At 62.6% G+C, this 15490-nt stretch carries 14 protein-coding genes; 5 read left to right on the top strand and 9 right to left on the bottom strand.

Annotated features, from left to right (window positions below; all coding sequences use genetic code 11):
- On the top strand, positions 1-1470 hold a 1470-nt coding region (locus AC1DX0_RS18195; RefSeq protein ID WP_477356323.1), incomplete at its 5' end, for a type I secretion system permease/ATPase.
- A 19-nt stretch (positions 1471-1489) separates the two neighbouring features.
- On the top strand, positions 1490-2827 hold the full coding sequence (locus AC1DX0_RS18190; protein ID WP_477224143.1) for an HlyD family type I secretion periplasmic adaptor subunit: 1338 nt from the start codon (positions 1490-1492) through the stop codon (positions 2825-2827).
- Between the two features lie 73 nt (positions 2828-2900).
- Here AC1DX0_RS18190 and AC1DX0_RS18185 read toward each other — a convergent pair whose 3' ends face one another.
- From AC1DX0_RS18185 to AC1DX0_RS18150, 8 genes are all read right to left on the bottom strand, one after another.
- Entirely contained in the window at positions 2901-3632 is a 732-nt protein-coding gene (locus AC1DX0_RS18185) for an ABC transporter permease (RefSeq protein WP_477224144.1), read from the bottom strand.
- A 4-nt stretch (positions 3633-3636) separates the two neighbouring features.
- Positions 3637-4344: an ABC transporter permease gene (locus tag AC1DX0_RS18180; RefSeq protein ID WP_477356321.1), complete on the bottom strand. Its 708-nt coding sequence runs from the start codon at positions 4342-4344 to the stop codon at positions 3637-3639.
- Positions 4345-4506: 162 nt separating this feature from the next.
- Positions 4507-5304, bottom strand: a complete 798-nt coding sequence (locus AC1DX0_RS18175; RefSeq protein WP_477356319.1) for a transporter substrate-binding domain-containing protein — start codon at positions 5302-5304, stop codon at positions 4507-4509.
- Positions 5305-5379: 75 nt separating this feature from the next.
- Complete coding sequence (locus AC1DX0_RS18170; protein ID WP_477224206.1) at positions 5380-7350, bottom strand: DUF2817 domain-containing protein; 1971 nt, start codon at positions 7348-7350, stop codon at positions 5380-5382.
- A 67-nt stretch (positions 7351-7417) separates the two neighbouring features.
- Complete coding sequence (locus AC1DX0_RS18165; RefSeq protein ID WP_477224147.1) at positions 7418-8944, bottom strand: FAD-binding oxidoreductase; 1527 nt, start codon at positions 8942-8944, stop codon at positions 7418-7420.
- Positions 8941-10062 (bottom strand): histidinol-phosphate transaminase, encoded by a 1122-nt coding sequence (gene hisC, locus AC1DX0_RS18160; RefSeq protein ID WP_477356317.1) that lies wholly within the window; start codon positions 10060-10062, stop codon positions 8941-8943. The genes AC1DX0_RS18165 and hisC overlap by 4 nt, the downstream gene beginning before the upstream one ends.
- A 47-nt stretch (positions 10063-10109) precedes the next feature.
- Positions 10110-11237: a 2Fe-2S iron-sulfur cluster-binding protein gene (locus tag AC1DX0_RS18155; RefSeq protein WP_477224149.1), complete on the bottom strand. Its 1128-nt coding sequence runs from the start codon at positions 11235-11237 to the stop codon at positions 10110-10112.
- Positions 11234-12274, bottom strand: a complete 1041-nt coding sequence (locus AC1DX0_RS18150) for an aromatic ring-hydroxylating dioxygenase subunit alpha (protein ID WP_477224150.1) — start codon at positions 12272-12274, stop codon at positions 11234-11236. Before AC1DX0_RS18150 ends, AC1DX0_RS18155 begins: the two co-directional genes overlap by 4 nt.
- On the opposite strand from AC1DX0_RS18150, the gene AC1DX0_RS18145 reads away from it, so the two are divergent.
- Positions 12241-13311, top strand: coding sequence for a LysR family transcriptional regulator (locus AC1DX0_RS18145; RefSeq protein ID WP_477224151.1), 1071 nt, complete (start codon positions 12241-12243; stop codon positions 13309-13311). The two genes, AC1DX0_RS18150 and AC1DX0_RS18145, sit on opposite strands and share 34 nt — an antisense overlap.
- A gap of 130 nt (positions 13312-13441) precedes the next feature.
- On the opposite strand, the gene AC1DX0_RS18140 is transcribed toward AC1DX0_RS18145, so the two are convergent.
- Positions 13442-14347, bottom strand: a complete 906-nt coding sequence (locus AC1DX0_RS18140; RefSeq protein WP_477224152.1) for a LysR family transcriptional regulator — start codon at positions 14345-14347, stop codon at positions 13442-13444.
- Between the two features lie 135 nt (positions 14348-14482).
- Between AC1DX0_RS18140 and pxpA the strand changes: the two genes are divergently transcribed.
- Together pxpA and AC1DX0_RS18130 are read left to right on the top strand one after the other, a co-directional pair.
- A complete protein-coding gene (gene pxpA, locus AC1DX0_RS18135; protein WP_477224153.1) occupies positions 14483-15205 on the top strand; it encodes a 5-oxoprolinase subunit PxpA in 723 nt (240 codons plus the stop codon).
- Between the two features lie 67 nt (positions 15206-15272).
- On the top strand, positions 15273-15490 hold a 218-nt coding region (locus tag AC1DX0_RS18130; RefSeq protein WP_477356315.1), incomplete at its 3' end, for an acetyl-CoA carboxylase.

Below are 15490 nucleotides of genomic sequence, written 5' to 3'. Positions count from 1 at the left end.
GTACGCGCCTGGATACTGACGCGTGCCAGTGCGCGGCTCGACCGGCTGCTGTCGGCCAAGATCCTCGCCGCGTCGGTCGAAACCCCATCGCCCGGCTCCTCGCCGAGCCAGCCTATCCGAGACTTCGACACGTTCCGGCAGGTCATCACCGGCAGCGGCATCCACGCCCTGTTCGACCTGCCATGGTCGCCTATCTACATCGGCATCATCTTCCTGCTGCATCCRTGGCTCGGCTTCTTCGCACTGGGCTSCTCGCTGCTCTTGATCGGCATGGCSGTGCTCAACGARTATCTSGTGCGCTCGCCGCTGAAGCAGGCCAACGAACTGGCGACGACCAACTATAAYTTCACCGAGATGAGCCTCAGGAACGCCGAAGTCGTTCGCGCCATGGGGATGATCGACGGTCTCATCCGCCGCTGGGGGCGCGACCGCAACCTGGCGCTGCGGCGCCAGGCGGAGGCAAGCGACCGTGCCGCCCTGATGTCGGGCCTGATCCGTTTCCTGCGGCTCACCATGCAGTCGCTGATCCTCGGCCTCGGCGCCTATCTGGTCATCGAACGGCAGATTACCGGCGGCACCATGTTCGCGGCGAGCCTCCTGCTGGGTCGGGGGTTGCAGCCGGTCGAGCAGATCGTCGGCCTCTGGCGCAGCCTGATCCTGGCGCGGGCGGCGTTGGCAAGGGTCGAGAAGCTGGTCGACGGTGGCGCGCGGAACGAAAGATCGTTTAACCTGCCAAAGCCGAGCGGCAAGATTTCGGTCGAGCAGGTCAGCTTTGCAATTGCCAGCCAGCAGAAGGTGCTTCTGCGGGACGTATCGTTCCGGCTGGAAGCAGGCGAGGCACTGGGGATCGTCGGCCCTTCCGGCGCGGGCAAATCGACGCTGGCACGTCACCTTGCCGGCGTCATGCAACCCAGCCGCGGCACAGTCAGGCTGGATGGCGCCGACCTGTCGCAATGGGGGCATGACGCGCTCGGCGACCATATCGGCTACTTGCCGCAGGATATCGAGCTCTTCTCCGATACGGTCGCCGCCAACATCGGCCGCTTCAAGACCAATGTCGACCAGGAGGTGATCGAGGCCGCGCGGCTCGCCGGTGTGCACGAGATGATCATCCGCCTGCCGCAGGGCTACGAGACCCAGATCGGCGAAGGCGGCGCAGTTCTTTCGGGAGGATACCGGCAACGGATCGCTCTTGCCCGGGCGGTGTTCGGAACGCCGAACTTGATCATTCTCGACGAGCCGAGCTCCAATCTCGACGCCGATGGCGACCGTGCGCTGAGCGACTGCGCGATTGAGCTGAAGCGCCGCGGCAGCACGGTGATCATCGTCTCGCACCGGCCCTCTACCTTGGCGAATGTCGACAAGATCCTTCTGTTGCGCGATGGCGCCGTCGAGGCCTTCGGCATGAGAAACGAGATCGTGGCGCTGCTCAACCAGCGCGCGGCTCCAATGGCGGTGGCAACCCAATGAGCTGTGGCCGGAGAGATCGATGAGCGACGGCGCCCTTACCTATAAGAGCCTGCCTGGCGAGACCGGCATGCTGGCTCCGGATTCGATCCGGGTGCCGGCCTATGTCGGCCTGCTGATCATCGTCGCCTTCTTCGGCATCTTCGGCGGCTGGGCGGCCTTTGCCCCGCTGAACGGCGCCGTGCTCGCGGACGCCATCGTCAAGGTGGAAGGCAATCGCAAGAGCGTACAGCACTTCGACGGCGGTACGGTGAAGGAGATCCGCGTCAAGGATGGCGACGTCGTCAGGAAGGGCGACGTCATGCTGAAGCTGGACGACACCAGGATTCGGTCCGAGTTCAATCTTTACGCCCAGCAATATGCACTGTTGCGGGCAACCGATGCCAGGATCCGGGCCGAACTGGACGGCAGCGCGGCTGTTGCCTTTCCCAAGGACATTCTCAAAGAGCACGAGGACTATCTCAGGGATGCGATGGCAAACCAGATCGCCGACCTGGAAAGCCAGCGTGCCTCGATGGCCGGCGCCAGACAGATCCTCGAGCGGCGGATTGCCGAGCTCGAGGAGCAGATCCAGGGCAAGCAGTCCCGGGTCGAATCCTACCAGGCCCAGCTGCAATCGACGATCGACGAGAAGGCCAGCCTGTCAAAGCTGCTCAAGGCCGGATTGACGACCCGCCCACGCATCCTGGAACTGGAAAGGTCCGCCTCGGATCTGCAGGGCCTGATCGACGAGAACCTCGGCGCGATCGGCGGCAGCCAACAGAGCAAGGCCGAACTGCAGAGCCAGATCGCGCAATTGACCTTTGAACGCCGAGCCAAGCTGTCGGCGATGCTGATCGAAACGCAATCGAACCTTGCCGACCTCGTGCCAAAGATGTTTGCCGCCCAGGCTGCCATGGACCGGGCCGAAGTCCGCGCGCCCTATGACGGCCAGGTGATGGATCTCAGCGTCTTCTCGATCGGCGCCATCGTTTCCCCGGGCCAGACCATCCTCGACATCGTGCCGACCGAGAATTCACTGATCGTCCAGGCGCAGATTCGCGTCGAGGACATATCGAACCTGCGACCCGACATGGCCGCCGAAGTTCGGTTCACATCCTACAAGCAGCGCTCGATACCCATAATCCATGGCCGCGTCACCCGCATTTCGGCGGATCGCATTACCGACAGCAAGACCGGGTTTCCCTACTATCTCGCCGACGTGGCCGTCGATCCGGTGGAATTGGCGGCGGCCCCCCAGATCGCCCTTTATCCAGGCATGCCGGCGTCGGTCATGATCGTCACCGAGGAACGCACCGCGCTCGACTACATACTGGGCCCGCTGGTTGTGTCGTTCCACTCGGCGTTTCGCCAGAAATGACGGGTTGCTAAAGGTCCAATCACCGGCCGAACGCAGTTCGCCAGAGCCGCCGGTGTCCGACGCCAGGAGCGCGTTACAAAACGGCCGCGGAYTCCTCCGGGCGAGGTGCGCTAATTCCTTGGCGAGATTGCGTCTCATGCCGCATGAGAAAACGCTCCAACAGGCGGATGATCGCAATCAACGACAGATTGACCACCAGATAGAGCAATCCGGCAATGGCGAAGATTTCGAAAATCGCGAAGGTCTGGCTCATGAGCCGCTTGGCATAGCCGGTGATTTCCAGCACGGTGATCGTGGAGGCCAAGCTCGTGCCCTTGACCACAAGGATGAGCTCGTTTCCATAGGCTGGGAGGGCTTGGCGGATCGCAAGCGGGAACTCGATGCGGCGAAAGCGCAGAACGCGCGACATGCCGCAAGCCTGGGCAGCTTCGACAAGGCCGACTGGCACCGACATCAACCCTCCCCGCAAAATCTCGGACGTATAGGCTGCGGTGTTGAGCGCCAACGCCAGTACGGCGCACCGAGAGCCGTCGCTGATCACCCACCATAAGAGGGCATTGTCCCTGATCAGGCTGACCTCGCCGAGGCCGTAGTAAAAGATGAATATCTGAACCAGCAGCGGAGTGCCGCGGAAGACATTGCTGTAGCCTTTGGCAAAGCCGGCCAACAAGCCGTTTGACGATAGCCTCATCAACGCCAATCCCAGGCCGAGATTGAAGCCTATGAGCACCGAAACCAGTGTCAGCGCGGCTGTGACCCACAGGCCCTTGAGGAGAACCGGAATCGCGAGCTGGATGAGTTCCATGGTCCTACCTCCTCGCCCGGATTCGCAGCAGGCGTTCGATCCCATCGAAACCGGCCTGACTGACAAGCGTGATGACCAGATAGACAACCGCCGCAATCAGATAAAAGACAAACGGGTGGCGGGTGGAGTTCGCACCGATGTAGGAAATACGCATCAGCTCCTGAAGCCCAACCACTGAAACCAGGGCCGTGTCCTTGATCGTGGTCTGCCAGACATTGTTTATGCCCGGAACCGCGATGCGCAGCATCTGCGGAGCTATGATGCGGCGAAATATCCGACTGGCTGGCAGGCCAAGGGCTCGCGCAGCCTCGATGTGCCCATTGGGAATCGACGCCAATGCCCCCCGGATCACCTCGGTCGAGTAGGCGCCCGAGATCGCAGCAATGGYGATCACGGCGATGACGAACGCATAACCGCTCTCCGCCAGCCCGGCATAGCCGAAGGCAGTGATGACCTTCGTCACGAATTCAACCGAACTGAAAAACAGAAGGTAGATAACGAGCAGTTCGGGGACGCCCCTGACCACGGAAGTATATCCGTCCACCAGAAGCGAGAGCGGGAACATCCTGGCCCATTTGATCAGACCACAGACGACGCCAATCAGCAGCCCGGCAACCATGCTGGACAAACCTACCGCGGTCGTCACGGCAGCGCCCCGCAGAATAGCGGTCACCCAACCACCTTCCCAAACCTGCCAGAGGCCGAATTCCATCTGAGTTGCCCTAGATCTACTGCGCGAACGAGACAAATTTGCATGCGAACCGCGCTGGCCGAGATTGCCAGCCCCGGGGCCGGCGCCATCAGACGAGCGCCAAGCCCGACTTTCGCATGCGTCTGGCTTGGCCAGGCGCATGCGATGTGGTTTTGAACGCCGTTAGTTGCAGGGCCGGGAAATGTCCGATTTGAACCATTTCTGGCTGGCCTTGCCGATCGAGCCGTCGGCGATCAGCGCGCAAAGCGCCTTGTCGATCTTGGCCTTGAGCTCAGTGTTCTCCTGCGCGATGCCAACGCCGATGCCCTCGCCAAGCGTGGGATCGAACGTGCTCTGGATCTTGACGCCGACCAGCTGAAAGTTTTTGCCATCCGGTTTGTCGAGGAAGTCCTGCAATGCGGATTGATCCGCGAAAGCAGTGTCGATGCGGCCGCTCGCAAGGTCGATCTGCTTCTGGTCGAGCGTATCGTATGTTTTCAGGTCGGCATTCGGCGCCCGCTTCTCAAGAAAATGCGCGTGGGTCGTTCCAGCCTGCACGCCGACCTTCTTGCCATCGAGCGATTTCAGCAGTGTGTCGACGTCGGTAACGCCCGCAAGATCCGAGCCCTTTGCAGCGACGAACATGTTGGCCAGTTCGGCGTATCCGACGCTGAAGTTGATCTCCTTCTTGCGGTCAGCGGTGATCGACATGCCCGAGATGATGACGTCGAAGCGCTTGGCCTTCAGTGCCGGAATGAGGCCGTCGAAGGCCTGCACGACGAAATGGCACGTCACTGCGAGTTTGGTGCAGAGCAACGCGCCGACATCGGCGTCGAAACCGGTGACGTTGCCATTGGCGTCGGACATGCTCCACGGCGGGTAGGCGCCTTCCGTTCCGATGGACAACTCGCCCTCGGCCGCCAATGCGCTTCCCATGCTTCCCGCGAGACATGCGAGCAGCGTCAAGACTTTCAATTTCATATCAGTTCCCCTTGTTGTTGGTCTTCATTGCCGTTGTCCGGTGCAAACCGGACGCTTCGAGAATGCGGGCTTCCCTCACAGTGTCCGTGCCAGGAATTGGCGCAGACGCTCCGAGCGCGGGCTGCCGAACAGCTCCGCTGGCGCACCCTCTTCCTCCACCTTTCCCTGGTGGAGAAACAGAACCTTGTGGGAGACCTCGCGCGCGAACTGCATCTCGTGCGTCACGAGGATCATGGTGTTGCCTTCCTCCGCCAGTTGACGGATCACCCGCAGCACCTCGCCGACCAACTCGGGATCGAGCGCCGATGTCGGTTCGTCGAAGAGGATGACTTTGGGACGCATCGCCAGCGTGCGCGCGATCGCGGCGCGTTGCTGTTGGCCGCCTGACAGCTGGCCCGGATAGTGGGCGTGCTTGTCGGCGAGCCCGACCTTCTTCAACAGAGCGTGCGCATGTTCGACGGCCTTGTCGCGAGGTTCCTTCAACACATGCCGGGGCGCCTCGACGATGTTCTCCACCACCGTCATGTGCGGCCACAGATTGAAGTTCTGGAAAACCATGCCGACGCGGGCACGGATGCGTTCGACCTGCGCCATGTCGGCTGGCCCTAGACGACCGTTCGACAGCGGCTTCATCTTGATCACCTCGCCGTCGATGGCGACCTTGCCGCCATCCGGCTGTTCCAGAAGATTGATGCAGCGCAGGAACGTGCTCTTGCCCGAGCCCGACGAGCCGATCATGGAAATGACTTCGCCGGCATGCGCCGTGAGGTTGACGCCCTTCAACACCAGGAGCGGGCCGAAGCTCTTGTGAAGCTCGTCGATCTGTACGGCCGGCGTGGCGATCTTCGCCTCTTCAGTCGGCGCCGGATCCGCCGCCACGGCGGCAACGGTCGGCCGCGTCCGTTCGCTGCCGATGGCCGCGTCCTGGGTTACCTCGACAGTCCCTAGATCCGCCAGCGCACGGTCGAAATAGCGCAGGCTGCTGGACAGGCAGGTGCGTTGCCAGTCCGGGTCATCCGGAAGGAAGGCAGCGCGCAGCGTGTCCCGGATCCGCTTGCCCAGCGGCGATTCGATCTTGCCGAAAAGATGCAGCCAGTTGTCTGCCTGCACCGCCTCCATGACGGCAGGCCCGTCCAGCGTGCCGCATTCGACGACAAGCGGCAGCACGCGTGCGTCCGGCATGGCCCTTCGGACAGCGTCGGAGACGTAGCCGGTCGCGGTGGCCGCGATGCCGGTGCCGGTCTTGGCGCCTGGGCCGGTCAGCACTGTTGCCAGCGCCGGCCCGAAAATGGATTTGCCCCAGGCAAGGCCGGCATGTTCGGAGCTCGCGACCGAAAGCAGAGCCGGATAGCCATATGGTCCTGCTCCGGTATGCAGGTCGAAGACGATGACCTGGCGCGCCGCGCCGGCAAAGGTCTTCAGGATTTCGTTCAATGTGCGGTTCGACCAGACCGGGCCACCACCGCCGTAGAACATGCCGTCGGCGAATTCATACTGGCCGGCCTCGACGATCGCCGCCAGCCCGGCATGCCCAAGCCTCTGGCGCGCGGCCGCGAGCTTCTCGTCGGCCGCTATGCGGTCCGGCCCTTCCCACTCGCGATAGGCCACGGCGTCGTGCAGGCCGGCATAGCCATTGTTGACCGGAGTGCTCGAAGACCAGTCGATGAAGTTGCGGTTGAGGTCGACATTGTCCTCGTTGACGCGCCGCGACCATGCCGTGCCCCAGGGATTGATGAGGTGAATGGCAAGGATCGCCGTGTCGCCGGGCAGGCGCCGCAGGTTCTTCTGGCCGAGCCAGGCGGTCTGGCAGGTCGAGCCGAACGGGCCCTCGACACCATGCGTGCCGGAGATGAGCACGATCAGCTTGCGCGCATCGCGGCGGCCAAGCAGCGCCACATCGGTCGCCAGCGTCTCGCCATCCGGGCCGTTCAGCGGATGAACATATTCAGACAGTTCCGCGCCCGCCCGCTCAGCTGCGTCGCGAAATCCCTGGCGCAAGATGGCGAAATCACAGGCGTAGGCTGGTGCTGGCTCATCATGGCGCATGGTCGATCCCACTGGACCGCTGGCGGTTGCGGTCAATCCGTTCATTCCCTGTCGTTCCACCGTGGGGCTATTCATCATTGTGGTCGCTCGCGTGCTGAGGTGGCAATCGGCGCTCATTACCGGAAAGGAGCGGCCTTGAGGACCGGACGAACCAGGCATCAGAGGGAAGCACCTTGCCGGGGTTCATGATCGACTGATCGTCCAGCGCAAGTTTCACCCGCTCCATCACCGCGAGCTTCGTCGGGTCGGCCGTCGCCAGCAGCGAATGGATGCGCTTGGACCCAACACCGTGCTCGGCGGAAAAGGAACCGCCGATCTCCCGCAGTCGGTGATACAGGACGCCCTCGACAGCCTCCGCCATGTCAGGCGCCAGCGGACCCTGACGGTTGAGGATGATATGCAGGTTCCCATCGGCCAGGTGCCCGAAGACATAGGGCGCAAGACCCGGTTCGATCGCAGCGAGCCCGGGCAGGATTCTGTCGAGATAGGCAGGAATTTCCGACAGAGGCACCGAAACGTCGAAGGAAGGCGCATTGGGATGGGCGCGATAGAGCACACCGGTGTCCTCGCGCAACCGCCACAGGTCGTCCTCTTGCCGCCGCGAGCCGGCAATGATGCCGGTGGCTTCGGGATAGCGCTCCATCACGTCCGAATAGATCCGCTCGAAATCCTCGCGCAGCGCCTCTTCGCGGGCGCCGCCAAGCGCCAGCAGCAGGAACAGCGGCTGGTCGAGCGGCACACCGGGTTCGGACCATTCATGCGCGGCGGCGGCCATGCTGAAAAACGAGGTCCACATCGCCTCCGCCGCGCGCAGATGCCCGGCATCCGATTCAAGCGCCAGGCGAATGGTTTGCAGCGCCGCTTCGACAGACGGCAGCCCGAAAAGCGCGGTGGCCGTGGCTCGCGGCGAAGGGTCGAGCTTGACGACCACGCGGGTGACGATGCCAAGCGTGCCCTCGGCGCCGATGAAGAGATGCTTCAGATCGTAGCCGGCGGAATTCTTCACCACCCGGGTCAGATCGGAATAGACCGATCCGTCGGCCAGCACGGCCTCCAGGCCAAGCACGCGGTGGCGCATGACGCCGTGGCGAAAGGCCATCACGCCCCCGGCGTTGGTGGACACCATGCCGCCGATCGTCGCCGAGCCGCGCGCGGCAAGGTCGATGCCCGGTTCCAGCCGCTGTTCGAGCGCGGCCATCCGCAGGGCCTCGAGGGTGACGCCGGCGCCGACCACGGCCACGCGTTCGAGCGGATCGAGCCGCTCGATGCGATTCATGCGTACCAGGGAAAGAACGATCTCGCCCGGCCGCGAAACGCTGCCGCCGACCAGACCGGTCGTCCCGCCTTGCGGCACGATGGGAATCCCGTTCTGGCAGCAGATGCGCACCACCGCCGCGACCTCGTCGGTCGATGCAGCCGCAACGACGATGCCGGCGCCGCGATCCGTCCCGTTCGAACCAAGGTCGATCGCCCCGGCATCATCACCGATGCGCACATTCGGTGCGCCAACGACATCGCGGATCGCGTCGACAACCGATAACGGCACCGCTTGCTCGATCCAGTTCGTTTGCCTGGGAGACGCGAGGCCGCTCATCGCCCCGCCAATCCCTGAAGCGCTGTGATCAGCCGATCATTGTCGGCCGGCAAGCCGATGGTCGCGCGCAGATAGTGCTCGTAGCCGGCTTCGCGCCACGCCTTGACGATGATCCCCTGCTTCAGGAGACCGGCGGCAAGGCTAGAGCTGTCGCCCTTGCAGTCGAAGAACAGAAAGTTCGTTTGCGATTGGGCAACCGCGAAGCCGAGGCCGGCAAGTGCGGCGGCCGTGCGCACGCGCTCGGCCYTGATGCGGCCCGCCGACGCCTTCATCCAGCTTTCGTCGGCCAGTGCCGCGATGGCGGCGGTCTGCGCCGCCGCATTGACGTTGAACGGCGTCTTGGCGGCCGCGATCACCCTTGCCAGTTCGAGGCCGGAACAGACGGCATAGCCAACGCGCAGTCCCGCCAGGCCATAGGCCTTCGAGAAGGTCCGCAGCACCACATGGTCGATGCCGCTGTCGCGCAGGACTTCGATGCCGTCGGGCGCGCCGGGATCGGCGAATTCGAAATAGGCCTCGTCCAGGACAAGAAGCGTGCCGGGCCGCACGGCGGCGATAACCCGTTGCAGGCTGGGATAGTCGAGACCCGGCCCGACCGGGTTCCACGGCGAGGATATGAAAACGATACGCGGCCGGGCGGCGATCGCCGTCTCGAGCGCGGCAAGATCGAACCCCATCTCGGGTGTCATGGCAATCTTGACGACATCGGCACCGGCCGCCAGCGGCTCTATCTCATGCAGGCCGAAGCTCGGCACCGTCGTGACGACCGATGCGCCCGGCACCAGGACGGCGCGCGAGATGGCGGCGATCATCTCCTCGGAACCATTGCCGGCAACGATCAGCTGGGGATCGACCGCCAGTTTTTCGCCAAGTGCTGCCCGCAGCGCCGTGCAGGCCGGATCGGCATAGCGCCATGGCTCGAAGGAGGAGGAGGCCAATGCGGCCATGACGGCGGGAGAACACCCATCCGGGTTCTCGTTGCTGGCCAGCCGCGCGATGTCGTGGCGGCCACTCAGCGCCCGCGCCATCGCGATGTTCATGCCGGCATTGTAGGGCGGCAAGGCAGCGATATGCGGATTGAGCGGCAGGCTCGACGCTGGTTTGACCGACTGTTCCAAATCCCGACTTCCGTTTCCCCGCGCCCATGCGCAGCATCACGATCTTGTCAAATATCCAGGACGACTGATCCGCGCGGCTTGGAGCAGCACAGCAGCACCTCGCCTGCCCCAAGCTCATCCAGCGGTTCTTCGAAATAGGTGACGTCGCCTGAGATCAGCCGCGACTTGCATGTGCCGCAGATGCCGGCCCGGCAGCTGAACTCCGGCAACAGACCCTGGTTCTCGGCGAAGTCGAGCAATGATGCGGCCGAGCCATCCCAGACGGCCGTCCGGCCCGACTTCCGGAATTCCACGATTGTCGCCTCCCCGGCCGGCTCGATCCTTGCCTGCTCTGCAGGAGCTGCGGGAGCTCGCACGGCATCGGGCTCAAGCACCGTCGCCGGGCCGAAGAATTCGTAGGCAATGCGATGCTTCGGTACGCCAAGCTCGCGTAGCAGGGCGTAGATCGCCTGCATGAACGGCGGTGGGCCACAGAGGTAGAAATCATAGTCGTCGATCGGCAGCAGGCGCTGCAGCACCGCGCGCGAAATCATGCCTTCGCTGTGGAAGCGCTGCTCGGCTTTGTCACGCTCGGACGGAGACCGGTAGCAATAGTGCGCGGTCAGGCCGGGCCGGGTCGTGACCAGGCCGGTCACCTCGTCGCGCAAGGCATGCACACCCCCATTCTCGCAAGCGTGGATGAAGACGGCACGGCGGTCCAGCATCGAAGCCAGCGCGTGCAGCATCGACACCATTGGCGTCAGCCCGACGCCACCGCTGAGCAGCACGACTGGGCGGTTGCTGGCCTTGTCGAGCACGAAATCGCCGCGCGGCCCTTCCGCCTGAAGCACATCGCCGACCTCGATCCGGTCATGCAGGAAGCACGAGCTTACCCCGTCGGGCAGCCCCGGCGCGGGTGCTGCTTCGCGCTTCACGCTGATCCGATAGCGAGTGCTGTCGGGGGAACAGGAGACGCTGTAGTTGCGCAGCACATATCCCCTATCGCCGGCTGCCTCCCGTGCTACCGGAATCCGGAACACCAGGAACTGGCCCGGCTGGAAGTTGCGCCAGTCCTGTGGATTGACCGGCTCGAGATGGAATGACGTGATGACGGCGCTTTCGCGCACCTTCGCGACCACTTTCAGGTCGCGAAACCCGCTTCTTGCGATGGTGTCGCGAGCGGCGAATGCGTTCATTCGGCGGCCGCCAATTGCTGGCTCTCGCTGGCGATCAGCTTGGCCAGGTTACGGCGAAAGCGCAGCGGGCCGACATCGATCTTGAGATCGAGATTGGGCGTGCGCTTGTTGGCCATGCCTTTGTGCACGGCATTGAGCACGGCTCGGTCCTCGTCGAACGCGCCGCGCACGGAGGTCGCAAACTGGCGCGAAACCTCCAGATCGTCGGGGGCGAAATTGCGCATCTGGAACCAGTAATATTTCGTCTGGTTCTCATCGACCGGCGTCATGAAGTTGTAGCTGTCCATGAGGAACACGTCGTCGTGCAGCGGCTTGCCCTCGCCGCCGGTGCGGGCCGGCACGAAGATCGCCTTGATGATGGCGTTGGAGGGGTAGCGCACCTCGTAGTGCTGCTTGCGGTCGCAATTGCCGGAGAATTTGAGGAAAGGCGCATAGAAGGGCGCCGGTGCGGCATCGACCACCCAGCGCCACACGGTCACGCCGTCTGTACCCACGGTGGTTTCGAGCGGCGCATCCTCCATTGCCTGAACGCCGCCGAAAGACGATTGGTGTACCCATGACACATGGGAAGGATCGAGCAGGTTGTCGGTCATGTAGAGGTAGTTGCAATCGAGCAGCATCGACTCGCCGCGATTGACGCCCCAGATCGGATCGCCCCAGTGATCGACCTCGAAAATGAGAGCAGGATCGGCCTTTTCCGCTTCGCCCATCCATATCCAGAGCAGTCCGTAACGTTCGGCAATCGGATAAGAACGAACGCATGCGACATGCGGTATCTTTTCAGCACCGGGCACACGCGTGCAGGTTCCAGTGCTGTCAAAGGTCAGACCGTGATAGCCGCATTCTACCATGTCGCCCTTGATGCGGCCCATGGACAGCGGCAACTTGCGATGCGGGCAGGCGTCTTCGAGGGCGGCCACGGCACCATCCGTGCGGCGATAGAGGACAATATCTTCGCCAAGGATTCGAGTGGGCTTCAGCTGGTCCGTGACCTCATGGTCCCATGCGGCAACGTACCAACAGTTTCGAAGAAACATGGCGTCCTCCCGAGCTTGTGAACGCCAAAACGAATAGCTCCCGGACGGCAGACGACATAGGGCTTGCATCTGCGTTCTATTTTAGAAATGCTAAAGCAAGCCGACCCCAGGATCATCCCCAGGTGAAGAAAACGCCCCCTCTGCGCGCGATACAGGCCTTCGAGGCTTTCGGTCGATGCGGCAGCGTGACGGCCGCAGCCAACGAGCTTGGCGTTTCCGTCGGCGCGGTCAGCCAGCAAATCCGCAAGGCGGAGGATGTGCTCGGGCTCAGTTTACTCGAGCGCCGTGGCAGGAACGTTGCCCTCACGTCTTGGGGACGAACCTACCATGCGGCCATTTCGTCGGGTTTCGACCAGATCCGCAACGCCCAGCACATCGTCGAGCGGGCGCGATCGGAAAGTGCGCTGACCATTTCCTGCCTTCCCTCGCTCGCCAGCAAATGGATCGCGCCAAAGCTTCTGGATTGGCAAATAGGCCACGCCGGCGCGACGGTGCGTCTCGTCGGCGCCGAGCAGGAGCCGCGTTTCGACAAGGATCAGGTTGATTTCAGGATCTCATACGGCACCAAGGTTCACGACTACGATCACTATACCGAACTGTTCACGGATTGGGTGGTGCCTGCCTGTGCGCCAGGGTTGCTGGTCAATCGGCCTGTCCACAAGCCTTCGGATATCCTCGATTTTCCTCTCCTGGGCATAGAATGGGCTCGAGATCATCAATCGCCGCCAAGTTGGGCTGAATGGGCAAGCAGGATCGGCGCACCCCATCGAAAGACATCAGGTGAAGTTGCCTTTTCCTTGTCGAGCGCCGCGATCGACGCTGCGATCAATGGAAAGGGGTTTGTGCTTGCGCAATTGTCGATGGCCGCTGACGATATCGCCGCAGGTCGGCTCATCGTGCCGTTCGATCAGCGGATAAGGTTGTCCGACGCCTATTTCCTCGCCTGGGACCGTGCGGCGCTGGAAAAGCCATTCGCACCAGAACTTCGTGCCTGGATCGTTTCGATCTCCAAACGCCTGGACGCTCCTCCAGTCTGAGGCAAAGCGTCTGTCTGACGGTCAGTGTTAGAGCCAATTCCAGGAAAGGTGGGAAACGGTTTTCCGTCCGGAATTGCGTCAAAACAAAGAGTTAGAGCAGGTTGCCGTTTCCGTGAAACGGTGAACTGCTCTAGCCGCCACCGCCCATGGTCACGGACATGAAGGCCCGGAAGGCCGCCGCCGCCGGCTCGATTGGTCTGTCACGCGACCATGCCAGGCCGACATCCATGCTGGGGATGGGCTCGACAAGCCGGCGCACTTCGATGCGCTGCCCCTCCAAAGACCAGGGTCGGTAGACCATGTCTGACAGGACAGTGACCCCCATGCCTGCAGCCACGAGCGAGCGCACGGCCTCGACCGAACTGGTGGTAAGGACTGTGCGGAGCGAAAGCCCCGCGGCATCCCAGTAACGGGCGGCCGTGGTGCGTGCCTCATCCACCGTCAGCATGACATAATCTTCCGCCGCCACATCGGCGAGGCTGATTTCCGGCCGTGCTAGCAGGTGATGATCAGCCGAAAGCCAGAGCCGGCGATTCGACCGCATCAAGACCTCCTGCGCCAATTCCTCAGTATGCGCCAGGTTGGACACCAGCATCACAGCCATGTCGATCTCCCCGCACATCAAGCCGCTTTCGAGAGCGTCCCGGGGCAGTTCCAGCACCTCGACCTCGATCTCGGGATAGGTCTTTCGGAACCGCGTGTAGTGGCGCGACATGTAGTAGCCGACGACGGTGTAGGTCATACCAAGCCGCAGCTTGCCCGCCAGGCCTTTCCTGTCGCGCAAGGGGCTTCGGACAGCGGCAGCGACAGCCCCGGTGATAACACGCGCATGTTCAAGAAACCGCGCGCCCTCCATCGTCAACCTTACGCCAGCGTGGTTTCGCTCCAAAAGCCGTACGCCCAGGTCAGCCTCCAGCGTCTTGATCGCCGCAGTGACCGCCGATTGCGAGATGTTGAGTTCCACCGCGGCATGACTAACCTGTCCGCTCTCGGCGGTGGCGATGAAATAATCCAACTGTTTCAATGTGATGGTCATGGTGCGCCCCGGCCCAGAACCATTATCTGTTTTTTTGATATCACAATCAATAAACTACTATTTCACAAGTGCCCCCGCATGCGCAAAAAATGCTGCAACGCCGCAAAGACGGCAGCTTCGAGGGGTAACAATGCGATGGCGGTAACGCTAAACTGCGACATGGGCGAAAGCTTTGGCCTTTATAAGGTTGGCGATGATGTCGGCATGATGCCGATCATCGACGTTGCCAATGTCGCCTGTGGTTTTCACGCTTCCGATCCCGATCACATGCACGCCGCCGTCCGCAGCGCCAAGGCGAGTAGCGTAAAGATCGGCGCCCATCCAGGCTTGCCGGACATTCAGGGTTTCGGCCGGCGAGAGATGCGGATGACCCGCGACGAAGTCAGGAACACCATCATTTACCAGGTGGGCGCGCTTGCCGGCTTCCTCAAGGCAGAGGGTATGGAACTCCACCATATCAAGCCGCATGGCAGCCTTTACTTCATGGCCATGCAGCAGGAGGCAATCGCCCATGGCGTGTGCGACGCGGCAGAGGTTTTCGGCGTACCCCTGTTCGGCATGACGGGCACCCTGCACGAGAAGATCTATCAGGAGCGCGGTATCCCATTCGTCGCCGAGTTCTATGCCGATCTCGACTACGATGCCTCCGGCAAGCTGATCCTGACACGCGTTCATGACGCCAAGGACCCCGCGGAGATGGCCGAGCGTTGCGTGCGCGCCATCAGCAAGCGCGAGGGCACGGCAGAGGATGGCAGTTTCTTCCCCGTACGCTGCGAAACCATCTGTGTGCATTCCGACACGCCGAACGCCATCGAAATAGCCAGGGCCGTGCGCACCGCAATCGCCCCTTGGCACTGAAGTCGACTTAAAACCGCCCGCGCGGGCGGTTCCGAATTAGCCTGTCTGCAGTTTTCCGGAGCTTTTTATGGCCCAGATCCTTTCACCTCTTCCCGGCACTTTCTATCGGAGCGCTTCGCCAGACCAGCCGCCCTACAAGGCTGATGGCGACGCGGTCGCCGCCGGCGACATAATCGGTCTCATCGAAGTGATGAAGTCGTTCCACGAAGTGAGGGCCGAGACGGCCGGTACCAACATCCGCTTCCTTGCCGACAATGAGGACCCCATCATGGCCGGCGCACCCAA

This window comes from Mesorhizobium sp. P3_A9 (assembly GCF_056402975.1).
Note: the sequence above shows the minus strand (reverse complement) of the source record. Positions and strands in the feature narration are given on the sequence as shown.

Coding starts and splice junctions, on each gene's coding strand:
- AC1DX0_RS18165 (WP_477224147.1), bottom strand. CDS start 8,944: ATGAGCGGCCTCGCGTCTCCCAGGCAAACGAACTGGATCGAGCAAGCG.
- AC1DX0_RS18140 (WP_477224152.1), bottom strand. CDS start 14,347: ATGACCATCACATTGAAACAGTTGGATTATTTCATCGCCACCGCCGAG.
- AC1DX0_RS18175 (WP_477356319.1), bottom strand. CDS start 5,304: ATGAAATTGAAAGTCTTGACGCTGCTCGCATGTCTCGCGGGAAGCATG.
- AC1DX0_RS18190 (WP_477224143.1), top strand. CDS start 1,490: ATGAGCGACGGCGCCCTTACCTATAAGAGCCTGCCTGGCGAGACCGGC.
- AC1DX0_RS18170 (WP_477224206.1), bottom strand. CDS start 7,350: ATGCGCCATGATGAGCCAGCACCAGCCTACGCCTGTGATTTCGCCATC.
- AC1DX0_RS18150 (WP_477224150.1), bottom strand. CDS start 12,274: ATGTTTCTTCGAAACTGTTGGTACGTTGCCGCATGGGACCATGAGGTC.
- AC1DX0_RS18145 (WP_477224151.1), top strand. CDS start 12,241: ATGCGGCAACGTACCAACAGTTTCGAAGAAACATGGCGTCCTCCCGAG.
- pxpA (WP_477224153.1), top strand. CDS start 14,483: ATGGCGGTAACGCTAAACTGCGACATGGGCGAAAGCTTTGGCCTTTAT.
- AC1DX0_RS18155 (WP_477224149.1), bottom strand. CDS start 11,237: ATGAACGCATTCGCCGCTCGCGACACCATCGCAAGAAGCGGGTTTCGC.